The organism is Zobellia roscoffensis, from assembly GCF_015330165.1.
GTDB lineage: Bacteria > Bacteroidota > Bacteroidia > Flavobacteriales > Flavobacteriaceae > Zobellia > Zobellia roscoffensis.
This window is the reverse complement of the sequence record NZ_JADDXT010000002.1, coordinates 159,461-177,405: the sequence shown is the minus strand read 5'-3', so window position 1 is coordinate 177,405 and position 17,945 is coordinate 159,461. Positions and strand designations below refer to the sequence as shown.

The 17,945-nt window shown below is 38.9% G+C and carries 6 protein-coding genes; 1 reads left to right on the top strand and 5 read right to left on the bottom strand.

All coding sequences use genetic code 11. The features are described from left to right. Nucleotides 1-5: 5 nt before the first annotated feature. Entirely contained in the window at nt 6-908 is a 903-nt protein-coding gene (locus IWC72_RS00725) for an ABC transporter ATP-binding protein (RefSeq protein ID WP_194528505.1), read from the bottom strand. A gap of 123 nt (nt 909-1,031) precedes the next feature. Beyond that, nucleotides 1,032-13,838 carry a T9SS type B sorting domain-containing protein gene (locus IWC72_RS00720; protein WP_194528504.1) on the bottom strand — a complete coding sequence of 4,269 codons (12,807 nt, stop codon included), beginning with the start codon at nt 13,836-13,838 and terminating at the stop codon, nt 1,032-1,034. Between the two features lie 162 nt (nt 13,839-14,000). Here IWC72_RS00720 and IWC72_RS00715 point away from each other — a divergent pair, with 162 nt between their 5' ends. Further along, a complete protein-coding gene (locus IWC72_RS00715) occupies nt 14,001-15,083 on the top strand; it encodes a hypothetical protein (RefSeq protein ID WP_194524352.1) in 1,083 nt (360 codons plus the stop codon). A 61-nt stretch (nt 15,084-15,144) separates the two neighbouring features. On the opposite strand, the gene IWC72_RS00710 is transcribed toward IWC72_RS00715, so the two are convergent. The 3 genes from IWC72_RS00710 to IWC72_RS00700 form a co-directional block, all read right to left on the bottom strand. Beyond that, nucleotides 15,145-16,203 (bottom strand): nucleoid-associated protein, encoded by a 1,059-nt coding sequence (locus IWC72_RS00710; protein WP_194524351.1) that lies wholly within the window; start codon nt 16,201-16,203, stop codon nt 15,145-15,147. A 104-nt stretch (nt 16,204-16,307) separates the two neighbouring features. Further along, nucleotides 16,308-16,802, bottom strand: coding sequence for an IS1096 element passenger TnpR family protein (locus IWC72_RS00705; protein ID WP_194524350.1), 495 nt, complete (start codon nt 16,800-16,802; stop codon nt 16,308-16,310). A 27-nt stretch (nt 16,803-16,829) separates the two neighbouring features. Further along, a complete protein-coding gene (locus IWC72_RS00700) occupies nt 16,830-17,864 on the bottom strand; it encodes a COX15/CtaA family protein (RefSeq protein ID WP_194528503.1) in 1,035 nt (344 codons plus the stop codon). Between the last annotated feature and the right edge of the window lie 81 nt (nt 17,865-17,945).

Sequence of the window (17,945 nt, the reverse complement as noted above, 5' to 3'; positions counted from 1 at the left end):
GGCTTTTAGTTGGATTGGTTTTTAGTCAAGGTTAAGAACTGCTCTTCAAGACTTTCCTTTCTTTTTACGAGATGGGATAAAAATATACCCTGGTCAATAAGTGTTTTGTTAAGTTCACCGGCATTCATCTCTTCTTTTAAAAAGGCAGTAATGCAATCATTTTCTAGTTTAACTTGTCCAAAACTCGCATGTTTTTCCAGATAGGTTTTTAGGTTTTCAAGATTATCAGTTTTCAATTCAAAAAAACCATGACTAGCCAATAAACCATCTACGCGACCGGAATAGAGTTTTTCACCTTTTCGGAGGATAATGACATGACTACAGACTTTTTCAACTTCGTCTAGAAGATGTGATGCCAATAGAATGGTGGTGCCTTGTGAGGCAATTTTTTTAATGATTTCTCGTATTTGGTGAATACCTTGTGGGTCTAGTCCGTTAGTGGGTTCATCTAAAATTAAAATTTCTGGATCGTTGAGTAGGGCAGAGGCAATGGCCAAACGTTGTTTCATCCCCAAAGAATAGGTTCTGAACTTGCTATTTTTTCGGTCTAACAAACCAACAAGCTCTAGTTTTTCCTCTATTTTATCTTCACTAACTTCTTTTATTTTACAGACTAACTTCAAGTTTTGAATCGCGGTCATGTACGGGTAGAAGTTGGGTCTTTCAATAATGGCACCCACTTTTTTTAAAGCTTGATGTGTAGTTGCAGAGCCATCAAACCATTCGAAATCACCCTGTGTGGCGTTAACAACGTTAAGGACAATGCCCAATGTGGTAGATTTTCCACTTCCATTCGGACCCAAAACTCCATAAACGTTACCTTTTTCAATAGTGAAAGAAAGGTCTTTTACAGCAGTAAGATATCCGAATTTTTTAGTGAGGTGATTAACTTTTAAAATGGTGCTCACGTCAAGTGTTTTTTGATTGATTATGTATACTTGACGAGTAAGGTGTCAATTTGTTACATACTTGTAAATAAAAAAGGTAGTACTTTTTAAATACTACCTTTTTTGTTTTTCAAATTGAATGGGTTATCTATACAAGGTAAAATGCCCTACGAACTCTCTTGTATCAGCCTCACCGTTCAATTTAATAATATACCAGTAGTCACCAGAAGGTAAATTACTTTCTTGGTAAAAACCGTCCCATCCGTCTTCATTGTCTTTAAAACGATATACGGTACGGCCATATCTATCATAAATACTGACAAAGATATCCGGGTAAATCTCTATGTTTTTCGGTTTCCAAATGTCATTGGCGCCATCTCCGTTAGGCGTAAAGAAATTAGGGATTTCAATATCTATGAATTCCATGAAAATGCTTTCTGTGGTTTCACAACCATTTTCATCTACAACTGTAACCAAATAGGTGTCCGTTTTAGTGATGTAGAAAACATTGTCGGAACCGTTATTGATATCGCCAAAATAGAAAGTGTAATTTTCTCTTCCGCCAGAAGCAACCGCAGTTATTTGATTGATATTGGTTTCTGACACCGTTAAACCTAATGGGTCAAAAGCTTCAATTTCAAAATCGTAGGTTGCTACGCAGCCATTTGCATGTGAAATAGAAATGTAATGAGTACCCGGTGCCATGTCGCGGAAAAATGGGTTCAGTTGCATTTCGGCCGGGTCAGTAGTATCAAGTCCGAATAATACATCGTTTTCGATACTCAAATCCTCTAGTACAATATTTACATAATTATTAGGTGTGTTTCCATTACAGCCATAAACAGGTTCTACAAATGCGCCAAGGTTAACTCCTGGGTCTACAGTAACCGTTATAGTCTCTTCACAACCTTGTGCATCCTCAATATAAATAATGTATAACCCAGCAGCCATGTTCGCAAAACTCGTTCTATCTTGAACAAAATTCGTTTCGTCTAGCAAGCGTGTGCTATATGGAGCGGTACCGCCAGTGATGGTTAATTGAATAGAACCATTTTCTTCACCAACACATATTTCAGGTGTAGTTATAGCGGATACTTCCAACAATTCTGGTTCAGTTATAGTGGCATCTATCACTTCAAAACACCCATTGGAGTCCTGAGCAATGATTGTATAATCACCCGGAGCTAAATCTTCAAATGTATTATTATCGCTAAATCGGTCCAAATTAGGTGAAATGGCATATTGATATGTGCCTAATCCACCGATCATGTTCACTACAATGCTGCCGTCATCCGCTCCGTTACAAGTAACATTATTGAATGCTGTGTTAGCATTGTCTATTTCAAGAGCGTCCGGTTCGGTTATAGTTATTTCCTCGGACACTTCACAATCATCACTCTGTACCCGTATAAAATACGTTCCAGCCAGCAAATCGGTAAATAGACCGGTTGCTTGGTTCGGACGAATTTCATTGGTGAATGCGGCATCAGAGAACAAAGCATACTGGTAATTGCCTAACCCACCTTGAGCTTCCGCATTAATAACACCAGAGTTATCACCGTTACAACTGATTTCTGGATTAAGATTTTCCGGTATAATCTCTAGCGGAACAATAGCATTGATTATAACTTCATTAGATAGAACGGAAATACAACCGAAGCTATCCTGAACGTAATATTGATACGTGCCTGCCGTTACACCGGTGAATAGATGGGTGTTCGGTCCACTAGTCTCGTTCATGCTATTGAATGGAGCAACTCCCGTAGTGTTCCAAGAATAAGGTCCGGTACCGCCTGAGGCTGTTAGTAATAGTTCAGCATCGGATAAACAACTTAATCTTCTTGCAGTTATCAATTGACCTTCTACTTCAGTAGGCTCAACAATTTCCACAATATCGGTTTCATCCGAACAATTCAAATCGTCCAAAATAGTAATACTATAGAAACCGGACCTTAAATTGGTAAAGGTTGCTGAGGTCTGTGAGCTTGTGGTCTGCAATAGATCTGCACCAGGAGCATCGCTATCATAAGTGTTAAGTATATATCTATAACTTGGCGTAGGATTGCTAATAGATCTTGGTGTAAATTCCGCCGTTATCTCTGCATCGGCATCACCTTCACAAACCAATTCTTTAATAGATTGAATGTTGGCAACTATTGGTTCTGGCGGAGACAATACAAATGCATTGGTAAATAGTACGGTACAACCTAAATTATCTGTTACTTCAACCGTATATTGGCCATCGCTTAACCCTCTGAACAAGTGACTATTTACTTCAGTAACTGGGTATGTTGTACCTGAAGGGTTATGGGTTAAGATGATGTTGTAAGGCGCTTCACCACCATTAGGTGTAATATTGGCGCTACCCATATCATTGGAACAACCCACATCTTTAGTTTCTATAGTGGCTAAAGTAATAGGCGCACTAGGTGTAGTTATGGTAAAGGCACGTTCTTGAGTACATTCTGGGAAACCAACTTGTGCAACTCTAACTATATACTTACCTGCTGCAACCGGTATAGCAGGAGTTGTTCCTGTACCACTGAAAATACCTTCGTCATCGGTTCTGCTGGTTGCTGTTCCATCATCATTAAATACTTCCCAGTCAAAATCACCGGTATAGGTTAAATCCGTAAAGGTCAACTGTATGCTTCCATCCGTACCATGGCAAACGACATCAGATAATTTGTCTACCTCTACATTAAAAGTGTTAGGGTCTTCTATGGTGTGGGTTCGTGTAATTTCACAACCCGTAGTAATATTTCTAATACCTATAGTATAAGAGCCTACTTGTCTGTTCAAAAACTCATTTGATGCTTGATAAGTTGCTGAAGGCAAGATTCTAAATTCATAATTGCCAAGATCAGTAGTAGAATTCGTAAAAGTGCTATTCACATCAATTCTTAAATCTTCGCCACTATTGACACAATCAATTTCTCGGGTTACTACAACCGTAGCATCAACTAAAGCATCATAAGGATTTACGGTGACCGTCTGTTCTGCAGAACATCCTTCATCATCATAAACACGTACAATAACATCGCCACCGGCAACATCTGTATATTCATAAACTAAGCTGCTGCTATTTTGAAGCACATTTGATGTAGCGTTATCTATGAATTCAAAACGGTTGTAAGTTCCACTTCCATTACTAATCGTACTTTGGTCAATGGTAATAGTCGCGTTGTTAGTGTCATTGTCAGTAGTACAACCAAATTGTTCTACAGTTGGAACAGCGAAAGTGATGAGTGCATTTTCACCCACTACAATATTGTTAATGACCGTTGAACAACCATTTGGACCAAGACCTGTGACAGTATACGTATCACCTGGCAAATCTATAAACGATTGCGTAGTTGCATCCCAAGATGTACCGGCTGGCATTGGACTTAAAGTATAGGTTAATGGGTTGTTGCCATTATTGGTTTGAACTATTTCTATGCTACCGTCATTTGCACCTGAACAACTTACATCCGTAGGGTTAGACGTAAATTCTGGTTGTATGGCAGTAGGAACTTCAACAATGAAACTTCTGCTACATTGTGGTGTTGACGTACCCATATCGTAGACATTTACAGTGTACGTATCGGCCGCATCAATTATTGCATTAAACGGACTTGTTGTTAATGCCCGACGCGAAACCTTGATTCCTGCCGAACTGTCTAGAATTTCAAACTCATAATTTCCGGAACCAGTAATGGCTTCAATGGCTATTTCGGCTTCATTACCGGCACCACAACCTAACTGTTTGTCTAAACCTGCTGTAGCCTGTAGGGTAGGGTGAACGTCAATATTTAAGGTAGCGGTACAACCTGAAGCATCCTTAACGAAAACATCATAGTTTCCGGCGGATACTGTGTTGTATACACCTCCATTATTTTGATAGGTACTTCCTCCGTCTAAAGAATATAGAATTGTACCTGTACCGGTTGCATTAACCGTTACCGTTGCATTGGTATTACAATTTTCTACCGTAATATCAACAATAACTGGCGCTGCCGTAAAGCTCATTGTAACATCGGAGAGATTATAAGAGCAACCGTATTGGTCTTCTACAGAAACGGTATATGTACCTGCAGGAGAGTTTGCAGCAATTTCTATTGGATTGTCTCCTGTTGCCGTAATCGGGGTAAATGGACTAGGCCCGGTTATAGTATATAAGTAAGAACCTCCACCACCTTGAATATTGTCTATTTCTATTAATCCCGGGTTTTCACAAGAGATATCTTGAATAGATTGTGGTGTTCCTGTAATGACATCAAGTTCATCTAAAATTTCATTCTCACTTGCACTGATACATTGTTCTGTACCGCCACTATCTATTTGTCTTACTTCAATGTAATACTCGTCTGGTGCTAGGGCTGTAATTGTAATAGTGCTACTATATGAAATTGTTCCGGCACTATCTCTAATAAGCGTTCCGTTAACATTATATAAAAACCATTCCATATTTGGTTCTGTAAAACCATCTTCATCTACAATGGTATAAGTTATAGCTCCATTATTAGAGATGTTACAAGATGGAGTGATATCTGCAGTGATATCCATGGGTAGGCCACCTGCAATTTCATTTACGTTTACGGTACTTTGTCTTATACAACTGGTAGGAGTGTTGTTGTCCCTTACATAGAAAACATACGTTCTACCAGGAATTAAGTTTGTAAACTCATAACTACCATGACCTGCTGGTACGGCACTACCGTCAAGATGAGTACTTCCACCAGTATACCATGTAGCCGTTGAAGCGTCAAAATTGGCAGGGTCGTTAGAGAACGAATATTCGTAACCAGGTATTCCCTCGCCCCCTTGTACTTCTACTTTTAATTCATCACAGTTTTCAACTACGGAAGAGGTGGTTATATCTAAATCATCTAAAGGATAAGGTATAATTTCTCTAGGAAGGTCTGTTTGACAAATTAAATTACTACTACCATCTACTGTGCGAAGCGAAGGGAAGACTTCATCACCGGAAGTATACCCTCTAAATATGGTTGATGATTGCCAAGTAGCTCCTCCATCTGCACTGTATTCGATTGTTCCGGTAAGTCCGGTTGTAACATTGGTAAAATCAAAACCAAAATCAGAAGCAGCACCTGAACAGTCACTGGCATACGCCAAAACAATATCAGCGGTTAGTTCGTCCGGTTGATTTATAACTACGGTTTCGTTTTCCGAGCAACCTGCGTCATCGGTAATAATTACATTATAGGTGCCTGGTGCAAGATTATAATATGTTTTGGTATTGCCAACAACATTGGTTTCTACCTGATCGGGTGTTCCATTGGTTGTATCCACCAAGCGGTAATCAAAAGGTGAAAGCCCATCAGTGATGTTTACTTCAATACTTCCTGTTCCATCATGACATTCAGGATCTGTTGGTACAGCTGTTATTGCTAGAACCGGGTTCGCGGCAACAGTTTCCGAAACCATAGCTTCACAAGCGCCTGTTCCATTGGCTTTATCTCTAGCGTAAATATCATAAGCACCAATATTGGCCAAAGCAATGGTAGTTGTGTTGGAGCTGGAAAAATCAGCATCTGTAACCGTATTTCCCGATGGGATAAAGGCATATTCAAAATTTCCATCTCCTCCTGAAGCATTAGCCGTTAAGGTACCGTCTGCACATGTACTTACATTTGTAACGACCACGCTAAGAGAAACCGTAGGTGCAATAGTAATTGACTGTGTTCCTGAAGCACAGCCATATTGGTCTGTTACCTCAACATCATAGGTTCCTTCAGTCAGGTTGTTGAAGGTATAAGCCAGATCAGTAATTGGAGTAGGGGTTTGCCAGGCTCCTCCATTTATTCTAAACGTATAATTACCATTTCCGTTAGTAACCGTTGCAGTTACCGTACCGTTGCTGGAACCATCATAACACTGTGTTGCCGTTAAATCAAAAGCTACAGGAGTTGGCGCAGTAACCGTTACCGGTGAAGAGGATAAAACCTCACAGTTGTTCTGGTCATTTACTCGTACTAAATAATCGCCAGCAGGAACATTCAAAAATTGAGATGAGGTACTAAAAGTTCTTATGATAGAACCGTCCGTCAACTCCAATTGATATTCATAACCGGGAGTACCTTCGGAAACGGTTGCTTCTAATGTTGCTCCAGTATTAAAACAGGTGAATTCAGCCTCTTGTGTTAAACTTGCTGTTAGCGCATTTGGTGATGTCAAAGTTACGGTAGAAGCTGAGGTTGCCGTACATGAGTTATCATCTGCTTTTCTCACCATTACTCCATAAGTTCCATCTCCTAAATTAGATGGTGTGGTAATTGGAGAAGTAGTTTCAGCTACCCAAGTTGCGCCTCCATCTAATGAATATTCATATCCGAAAGCAGGGTCAAAATTGCTTACTTCAAAACGGATGCTACCATTGTTACTTCCGTTACAGGTAGGATTTGTACTTCCTAAAATATGTACTTCAAAAGCTTTTCCGGTTTCAACAGAAACCGTAATGTCCTGTGTTTTTTCACAAACCTCTGGCGTTTGGGTTGCTTGAATGTCATCTAAGACCAAGAAGTTTCCATCGTCACTATCTAAGTTGGTACGTAATAGAATTCCGGCAACTGTATTTGTTCCAGGGTTAAAAGTAACCTCTCTTAAGTGCCAATCATCCGCATTGTTATTCTGAGGGATGGCCGTAGTGGCCTGACTACTTATAACTGTGCCAGAACCATCCACTAGCTCCACAAGGACTTCCGGGTCACGACCAGGAGTACCATCAATTTGTAGGTTGTAAGCATAGAAAGAAATAGTTATATCTTGATTAGCAAGTACATCCACTCCTGTTCTAGACCATAGAACGTTATTGTTTCCGGCAGAGGTACTTACACCTATGGCCATAAATCTACCATCGGTAAGACCAGTATGGTCATTAGGACTTCGCCATGTGGTGTTAGGGTTGGTAACTCTATCGGTAACTGCGTATTCGGCATTTACCAAAATTCCTGCAGGACCTAAATTACAATCGGTATCCGTGCCGTCTTGTGGCTCATAACAATATCCAGGGCCTATTTCTGCAATTTGAGTGGTAACTCCAGTCCCAAAATTTTCAAGCAATAAGGTACTTTGGTCAGCAGCTACAGTACTTGTATACCCAACGGTAACAGTTTGTGTGCCTGCAATTACATTGTTAAAAATGTTGTTATCTACAGGTGAATTGTCCGTTCCGTTCAGTTTATAGGTATATGTAAAATCTGTTGTGTTAGATGGGGTAATGGTAATGATTCCGTCTCCGTTACAATCGTAAGTAATAGCATTGCCAAAACTAGGGTCTGCAATGGTACTTGGTACGGTTATTTCTAAGTCCGTTTCACAACCCAGAGCATCTCTTACGGCTAATTGGTGAGTTCCTGCAGCCAAACGGTTTTCGTCAATGGCACTAAAAGTACTACCTCCATCAAAGCTATATTCATAAGGAGCTTGTCCTCCGGCCGTATTCAGGATTTTAACCAGAGCGGTAGGAATTGTAGCGCCAGAAGTGTCGCAAGAAGCGTCTTCAATTATTGCTGCAGAAGTGGTAAGTCTAAAAGGCTGAACAACTTCATATTCTATAGATTCTTCACAACCGGTTCCGCTAGCACCGCTAGAGTCAAGTACGGTAATCGTATAATTCCCTGCCGATATATTGTTGAAAAAGTTTTCGGTTTGATAAGTTGAACCACCATCAAGACTGTATTGATATGGAGCAATACCGCCCGTAGCGTTGATCGTTAATACAGATGTTGATGAATCTGCACAGGTAATATCCGAATTAGAAGCCGTGATGCTCACTGTACCTAAATCCTCTATTGTAACTACGTTTGATAGTCCATAACAACCGTTATCATCTTTAATCACAAAAATGTAATCGCCATCCTGATTAGGGACGTAAGTAGAAGGAGAGCCTTCGTAACCAAATAAAAATGTAGCGTTAGGAGTGAAATCTGAATCAGGAATAGTCGTTTCATCAGCGTATGGAGCTACGCCATCTTTACTGTAAATAGCATACGCATAGCCAGTAGTTCCTCCCGATGGAGTTAAGTTGATAACCCCGGAGCTACAGGTAATATCATTTTGCGTCGTCGCAGTCAATTCTAATTTCGGGATTTCGCCTACCGTGATGGTACGCTCGTCTCTACAACCATCCGTAGTCGTAGTTACAATTACATAGTCGTCCGCAGCAAGACCGGTGAACGTATGTGTGTTATCCGAAGAAACTAAATTATTGGCAACCAAAGATCCTGCATTTCCACTACCATCATCCAAAAACAGTTCATAACTGTATTCTGGAGAAACGTTCAATGCTTGTAGGCTAATGGTTCCTAAATTGTTGCAATCAACAGGCGTAGTACTTGGGGTAACATCAAAAACTCTTTCTGAGATACCAATTTCTTTTGTTTCGAATACACAACTGTTCTCTATTGGAGTGCCAGTTGATGGGTCTAGTTGTGTAACCTGAACCTTATATGTTCCACTTGTGGCAATATCAAATATCGGACCTTGACCCGCACTGAACGGAACGGAAATAGAATTGTTCTCTACATCAAATAATTGGTATCCGTATCCACTTCCTAAATCAACAACACGTATAGAACCATCCGTATTACAGATAATATCAGAGGAATTAGGCGTGGGAATATCAAGTGTATTTTGGTAGGCATTAAAATAGAACCTACTAAAACATCCATTTGTATAAGCGATAACAACTCTAAACTTACCACCTTCATTGATGGTAAAGTTGTCTTGAACCGCTTCTTCTGACCAAGTACAGGTTCCGTTAGTGTTGGCGCAATCATCTGCAACAGCATCACAACTACCTTCATTAAGTTTTTCCCATGTAATACTTTGGGCATCGGTAATACCTAATTGTATGAATGCGCTGTCCGTTGTACCACAAAGAAAGATATGTGGCATAGAATTACCATCTATAGTACATTCAACAATTTCTCCTTGGATGTTGTTGTCAGGATTACTGTCACCATTCACCTGATTGAAATATTCTATAATCGGGTTGGTTTGGGTTTCTCCAAAACGTTCTACGGTAATACGTTCCGTATGGTTTGAGCAGCCGTTGGTAGCTGTCTTTTCAACTATATAATTTCCAATGGTAGTAACTACTAAAGTGCTAGAAGTACCATCATCTAAAATAGTGTCACCAGAATCTATTGATCCGTTGTTATTATTGTCTATCGCCCAAGTATAGGTGTCAAAACCTGAACCGGCGGTAAGAGTAGCATCTGCTCCACAAAGTTGTACGGTACGTGCTGCATTACAATTTGTAAATGCGTCCGAGACATTGTTTGTTGCCACCTCTAGAGTGGTGGTACAAGCCCCGGCAGGGTTGCTACCATCTGAATCGGAAAAAGTATTGGTGTTCAATGTACCTGAATAGGTTGCAAGAGCATGATTCTCCAATTGAGCGGCACAAGCAGCAACAAATTCCGAACAGTCACCGGAAATGGAAACTTTAATCTTTATTTTATATTCAGGATCGCCAACCTGAACCAAATTATCAGGAATGCTAAAATTTATAGTTTGTGTATTTACGTCATACGTATTTGTAACTCCTGGAGCATCTCCAATATCTATATTATCTAATGTAACATTATTAGGAAGTACATTTTCAATAGTGAAATTGGTAGCATCATCATCTCCTGTATTTTGAAAGCGTATCACGTAGTTAAAGGTGTCTCCTAGACTTACATCTTGCCCGTTAATATCCGTACCGCTCAATAATTCAGAAGTATTGCCCAAAACAATGACCGGTGCGTAAACTTGGTTGTAAGAAGCGGTATTTACGGTACCATCGTTAGGGTCAACCACAGGAACTCCCGTTCCATATTCACCGCCATCACCACCGTCAGCAGTATCATCTTTATAAAATTCGTTGGCATCACTACAGCCATCATCGTCACTATCTAGGTCCAAATGATCTGGATACCCGTCCATATCGGTATCTAAATTCGCACAAAATCCGGAAAAGGAAGCTGTATTGTAGGATAAAAAGGCAACATCTGCATTAGAACTTAATTGTAGTCGTAGGTATGCCACGTCAGCCAAATTAGCGGTAGGTATACCAAATTCTGATAATTCTACTGTTGCTAATCGGTAATCTCTTGTGGTGTTATTATAGAAAATACTTCCGTTCGCGTGATAGATATCTAATCTGTACGAACCAACCACACTGGCCAGTGCCCCGCCACTATAGGCTTGCACACGTACAGCATTTCCTAGAGGAGCACCTGTAGCATCATAAAGACTTACAACATGACCAACACCATTGGGGTCTGCAACTTGCGTTAATAATATATCTGGTATACCATCACCCACATTAGTCGCTACAATAGGGTCTATTTCATAAGTCCATGTGTCGCCGATGTTAACAATACCGGAACCAAGGTCCAATCCGTTTTGCCCGTGGGTCAACAAAGGATTTAATGGGTCTGTGGTAGGATCGTTGATAATCGTTAAGCCTAACGCGTTATCATTATTTCCATCATTTAAATTGGCTTCAAAGGTTGCTTCGCCATAAATATTGTTAGAAGGTGTCAAGGCCATCCAGCTAGATTCTGTTGCCGAAATGTCCGCAATTCCATCATTATTCGAGTCTATGCCGTCTGATAAACCATTCCCGTTAGCGTCATAAAGGTTATCGTCTGCAACCCCAGTGGTAAACGTGGTTCCTCCGGTGGTGAATGCCAATAATTCATGGGATAAGTTTGGCAATACTGGATTTCTTGAAGTTGTAGAACTTCTCCAAAAACCAGAGAAATTGGAGAAAATTTCTGTTACCGCAGTACCACCTTGTGCGGTGCTTGATGGTGAAGTAAAGTTTACATCATTAGATATGATACACATTTGTTCAACAGCGTCATAAATACCATCATTATCATCATCTAAATCAACGCTATCTACAACCCCGTCATTATCAAAATCGTTATGTACTATTATTCGGGCAGAGGGCTCATCCCTTGTCGTATTGGCATCCGTTTGATCTTGGGAATTGGTGGCTGTATTTACGAGGTTGAGTAAAGGCAAGATGTCTATTTCATCTGCAGTTACTTCTAAGGTTAAAAAGGCAACTTCGCCAGGTTCTAATGTTCCAATATTCCAAACAGACCCGTTCCAACTTCCTGTTATAGTAGAAGCATTAACTAAAGTTAACCCCTCGGGAATATTGTCGGTAATCCGTAAATTAGTAATATCTCTAAAATATAGGTTTTCTGCCCGTATGGTAAAGGTGGCATTTTCTCCTTCTTTAATTTCAGGTTTATCTACGGTTTTTTCTATTAGAACATCGGGTTCACAATAAAAAATTTGAATAGATTGAGAGTCATATGTACATGGTCCTTTGGTACCTCTTACAAAATAATCACCTGCAATTGTTGCGGCATAATCAAATGAATTTGCCCCTGGAATCAGTTCCCCATCAAAATACCATTGATAGGCGTCAAAGTTATCGTCAGAAGCTTCGAAAATACTGGAACCTGAAAAACATTCTCCAACAGTTCCTCCATTAATTTCCAACCTAACTTCGGGTACGGTATCAAAACCGGAAAAATAACCGGCAACACCCTGAGCACCATTAAACCCGAAAAAACCGATAGCCATTGGCCCGGTTGATGTTACACTAATATCTCCATCTAAATTGGGAATATAGAATGTTTTCCAATCTGCAGAGCCAGCAACTGCGCTAGAAGCAGGCTTTGATACTTCTGTACCATTTTCAAATACTTTAACATTTGCGTCCGATGTATTTACTGATGCAATAATCGTTAGTCCTCCAGTCACCGTACTTCCTGCAATATTTCGAATATTTGGAATGTTATCCATTTTATCCGGTAACAAACAGTTTACAGGAGCAACAAAATTTAATCCTTGAGTATAAAGGTTACTAGATCCGGCCATTGATTGATAGGCATATACATCTTTTGATGTTTGCACGAACATATTGGCGCCTACCGTATTGGAAGAGTAATAAGAACTAGGTATTTTAAAGTATTCGCCATTGTTTATAGTTGCGACTGCAGTTGCATTACCATTTACGAATATTTGCGTGTTGTCTGCTGTTGCAATTACCAAAGGAAATTCTGTAAGCCCATTGGTATTACCGTTACCTCTAATAAATACGTAATCTTTTCCTAATTTATTAATAGGCACGGGTTGATCTATTCCGGCATCCCTATGGCTTTGCCCGTCTTGACTACCAAAGTTTATAGAACCGTTACTGATTACAATGTCCTTTGTAGAGGCTATTGATGCTCCGATCCAACCATCTTCATGTGCCTGAGTATGCGTGTTACCGATATAGGTTTCATATACAAAAGATTCGTTAGCATCTAATGTTATGGTATGAGAGTTTGCAGTAATACCTGCTCTATTATTTCCAACTCTAAACTCACAACCCGGATCATAACCAGATAATACTATGGTAGTATTATCTTCTGTTGCCATGATTCCCAAAGTATTTGATTTTGAAGAATGTGTACCTTTATTGGTAACGCCGCCCCATTTAAAATTGGTACCCATTGCCTGTCTACCCTTTGCGGTCAATGATGCAGCTTGCGAGCCAGACTTACCTCTATAATTGACATAGAACTTTTCTCCACCAGGCGCTTCAAATCGTAAACCACTATTCGTTAATACTATTCCTGTATTACTATTGTTTACTAAGGTGATATTGTTATCACCATTACCTAAAGTCCAAACACCTGGGGTCAGATTATTAATGCTAAAAGTTCTTTCTACAGTTGTAGATGTACCTCGGTACGCATTTACCGTAAATGAGGTTGTTTCCGGAGTAGATAAGTAAATAGCTTGGTTTTGTATTCCAGCATTATTTTGCCCCTGCTTCATGGGTGGTAAATAGTGCAGGTCACTTAATTGCGAGAATCCAGAAATTGCGTTGAAAGCAATAAAGAAAAAGAGTATACCTTTTAAGTAGGGCTTAAGCAGTGATTTCATTGGTTTGGTTAATTTGGAACGATAAACAAAATAACCAACGTTTAACCTTACGTCTAAATTAATGTTGCCAATGTGCCAAAATTTGTTGTTTTATGTATGAAATCTATAGTGGGGGATTATATTATTAGCTCGAAATGTTTATTTTGTAAGTAAATTTGAAGTATGTCAGACGAAAGATTAATGTCCAAAAAGAAGCCAGCCTACCCAGTATGCAAAAAATTGGACCAATATTTAGGTCATTACAGCCGTAAAATAGAGATACCTATTTTTTATGAAGATTTATTACGGTTTGCGGGTTCTGTGGTGGTCTATGATGCTGATGATGAGGATACTTTGTGGATACGGGTGTATTATTCTGAGTTTGATAGGATTGAAATTGATAATAGCCTGAAAAAAGTGTACTCCATTCTTCATTCTGATGGTAGCGATAATATTCATCAATATTTGAATGTAGATGCGGTAGATTTTTGCACTTTCGGTAACTCCAAACCTTTCCGTATCAAGGTAAGAAATATTTTAAATGATAACTTCACTTATTTCTATGTAAAAAAGACGGATGCTTCCCGTATTTACGGGCTTGAGCTAGAGCATATGCTTTCGCCTTATAACCTTAATTTTTTGGTGTATAAAGATACTCTAATAGAGGAGCATATTGCGGGAATTCCGGGTGATGTTTTTATAAAGGATATGCTGCCCAATTGCACTGAATCCGAGAAGTCACAATTGGCAAAAGAGTTCGTGAAATTCAATGAACGTTGTATGATTCGTTTGTTAGGTGATATGAGGTCCTATAACTATGTAATTGTACCCGTGCATGACTTTGATCACGTGGTGTACCGCATACGGGCAATAGATTTTGACCAACAGTGTTTTGAAGGAAAATTGAAGGTGTATAGGCCTCAGTTTTTTAAGGAAAATTTTCAGATGGTAGAGTTGGTTAGAAAAAAATTAAGACGAGATTCCGTAGACCAATATAAGTTAGAAGAAAGGTCTATTGTGGCCAAACGAATTCTTAGTTCTGGAGCACGTATAAAACGGTTGCGAGGTATAGTGAAGAAGGATGTTATTTCTACCCAAGAGAATATTGAATTGTTGCGTGAGGCAATTTATGAACTTACCCTGGATCAACAGTTTAGGAAATGTGAAACTATGGGAGAAGTATTAGATTTAGCGCTGAATTTTGTGCGCCGTAATTATGAGGATGTGAGTATGAAACAAATATTGGAACAGCGTATTAAAATATAGTAATAAAAGGAGGTCGTGATGCTGAAAAGTAAAACCGTTTGTCAACACCACGACCTAACTACTAATTTTTTTCCTCTTTATTAAAATATACTAGATAGTAGTACATTTGGCGTTCCTCATCCCAGCCTTTTTCCACGAATTTTTCTGCAGATTCTGGGTTTATAAAGTCTAACTTGATCTGTATGTTGGTATCAAGGTTTATAACGTTCTTTATTTTCTTACGAGCATCAGATACCGCTTTGTTGGCAATATCAAAATTTGAAACATCCTCAATACTAAATTTAGGACCTTTTTCTACTTTGTAATTTTTGAACTCGGGAATTAATTCAGGGTTTTCCATTACCTCGTTTAAAAAACCTGATTCTTCAAACTCATCATTTTTAGCAAAATGATTCACGGCACGGTTCATAAAAAGCACCTCTTGTTGCTTGTCCTCTGCCGGTAAAACCACGTCTTTTGCAAAATTCTGACAGAACTTTAAATAGTTTTTAGTGTAGAAATTTTCATCTGCTAGTGCCTCTACATCCAAGAAGTTTTCCAACCAATATTTAGTATCGTAACGGTTACTGTCTACTGAAAGAATTTTATATCCTTCCTCTTTATTCACATTAAAAATAAGACAGCCTTTATCTAATTTATTGATGTTTATACCCTGTTGGATTACAATATCTAGGTTGCTTCCTTTTTCTTCAAACTGAAGAAAGTCGTGCTTAAGCTCACTCTTAAAGATACCCACGGCTTCGGTCTTAACGTTATCTAGCATTACGTTAGTAAGGTAAGCCACATATACCTCACCACTTTTTATATGCGGGTGGTTAGACTGCTCAAAAAGGTGTTGCGCTATTTTTTTTGAGTTGAGGTGCATACTTTCAGGGTCAGCAAAAATGTCTGAAACTATTTTGTGAAGCTCATTAAACTCAACATCTACGTCATTTACTAGGTTAAAGTAATTCTCTTCCTTTTCACGAAAAGGTTTGAAAAAATATTCTTTCAAAAGACCAGTGGTCTCATCGTTCAAAGAAAAAGGTTCTTCAGAAAGGAAGATGCCTTCGCTTTTATTTTTATTACCCACACGGTGTAGGGAAATTGTTTCAATTTGGGTAGGGTATAGGTTAATCATAGTTTAATAGCTGTTTTAATTCTTGATTTAATCCAGATTGCCTATAATCAAAAGGCTAAATAGAATTGTATTGATGTATTTTATGAAGTTGAAAAGTAATGGATTTAATTCCAGTTTTCATCAAAATCAAGGTCATCATAATTATCAAAGGTATCGTCAAAATCAAATTTTGGTTTTGACTCAAAATTCTTTTCTGGTGGTGTTTCGGGAAGCTCTCCAAAACTGAATAATAAATTAGGGTATGCAACACCAGATTCCGGTTCAACAATATCTGCAAGCTCTACGTAGAATGTCCACATGCTTAGAAAATCATAAACATAGATAAGCTTAGGGGCATCTTCGGTCATGACATCCTCTAAAAAGGTTTCGTTCATCAATCTCACGTCCGAACCGTTATCGCTCATATCAAAAAGGGCGATTTCTTCATCTTGGTTCCACTCCTCATCACAAGTGTAAAAAGAGGCCATTTCATTGCCTAAAAACCCAAAAGACTGTGCAATAGAATTATGAAACTCTTCCATGGAAGTGCTCGCTTCTATCTCAAGGTCTCTAAAGATATCTTCTTTGGCATCTAAGATGATACGTATTTTGTAAATCATAACCGCAATTTTTAAGGGTGGACAAAGTTACAAAGATTTATAGCTTTTTTTAGCACTTATAGCTTCTAAAAGTAAATAAAACTGAACCCCAAAAAGTAAGCTGGCCAATACCAGATGTATAGGTTGCGAAGCGAACGGAAAATGGAAGTAATACATAGCAATGCCTGACATTGCTTCTATAAATAAGAATAATAATACCCAATTAATTTTAGGAAAATTAAGCTTGTACTTATAAATGCGTTGTGCTAGAAAAACATTCAACAATACTATTACTATTGAAAGGGACCGGTGAACGTAAAAATGCCAATCAGCATTCGCCAACCATTGGCTTTTGGCAGCATCTCCAAAAATATCCATGCGTTCGTCTACAAACTGTCTTACTTGTGTGCCCAAGACTACTTGAATTAAGGTCATGAAAAGCACGAAAGATAAAAGCGGAATAATGTCTTTGTAGGTTTTTGGTTTATCGCCAGATGCTTTGGTCATATAAATAATATAGAGTAAAAAGGCTACTATAACCAGAGCCATTACCATATGTACGGTAATTTTAACAGGCTCCAAGAGCGAATAAACTACAGTTGCGCCCAACCAAGCCTGGAAGCCCATACCAAAAACTACCAGCCAAGACAGAATGGTAATGTTCTTATTTGTTTTAAAGAGACGAATGGACATGATAGCCAATACAAACGTTGCTAAACCGGCTAACGCACCAAACAGACGGTTAATGTACTCTATCCAAGTATGGGCGGCGTTAAATTGGGCATAGTCATGTTTAGTATAGGTTTGCCATTTAGTTTTATCAAAAGTAGAACTGGTTTTAAAAGCTTCACTTGCCACTTGAAGGGTCTCATCTACAATTATAATTTGTCCCTTTTTAATATCGGTGTCAGGTTTCCACTGTAGTTCTGAAATTTCAGTAGGGGGGATATAGTGACCAAAACATTTAGGCCAATCAGGACACCCCATACCACTGCCTGTTCCTCGAACCACTGCACCGGCAATAATAACGAGATATACAAGAACCAAAGCTACTTTTGCAACCTGTCTGAAATTTTTCTGCATAGGTGAATTTTCCTTTGTGCAAAAATAAGGTTACTTAAAGAATTTTAAGGGAAATTGAGCTATTTCTTGAACAAGAAAATA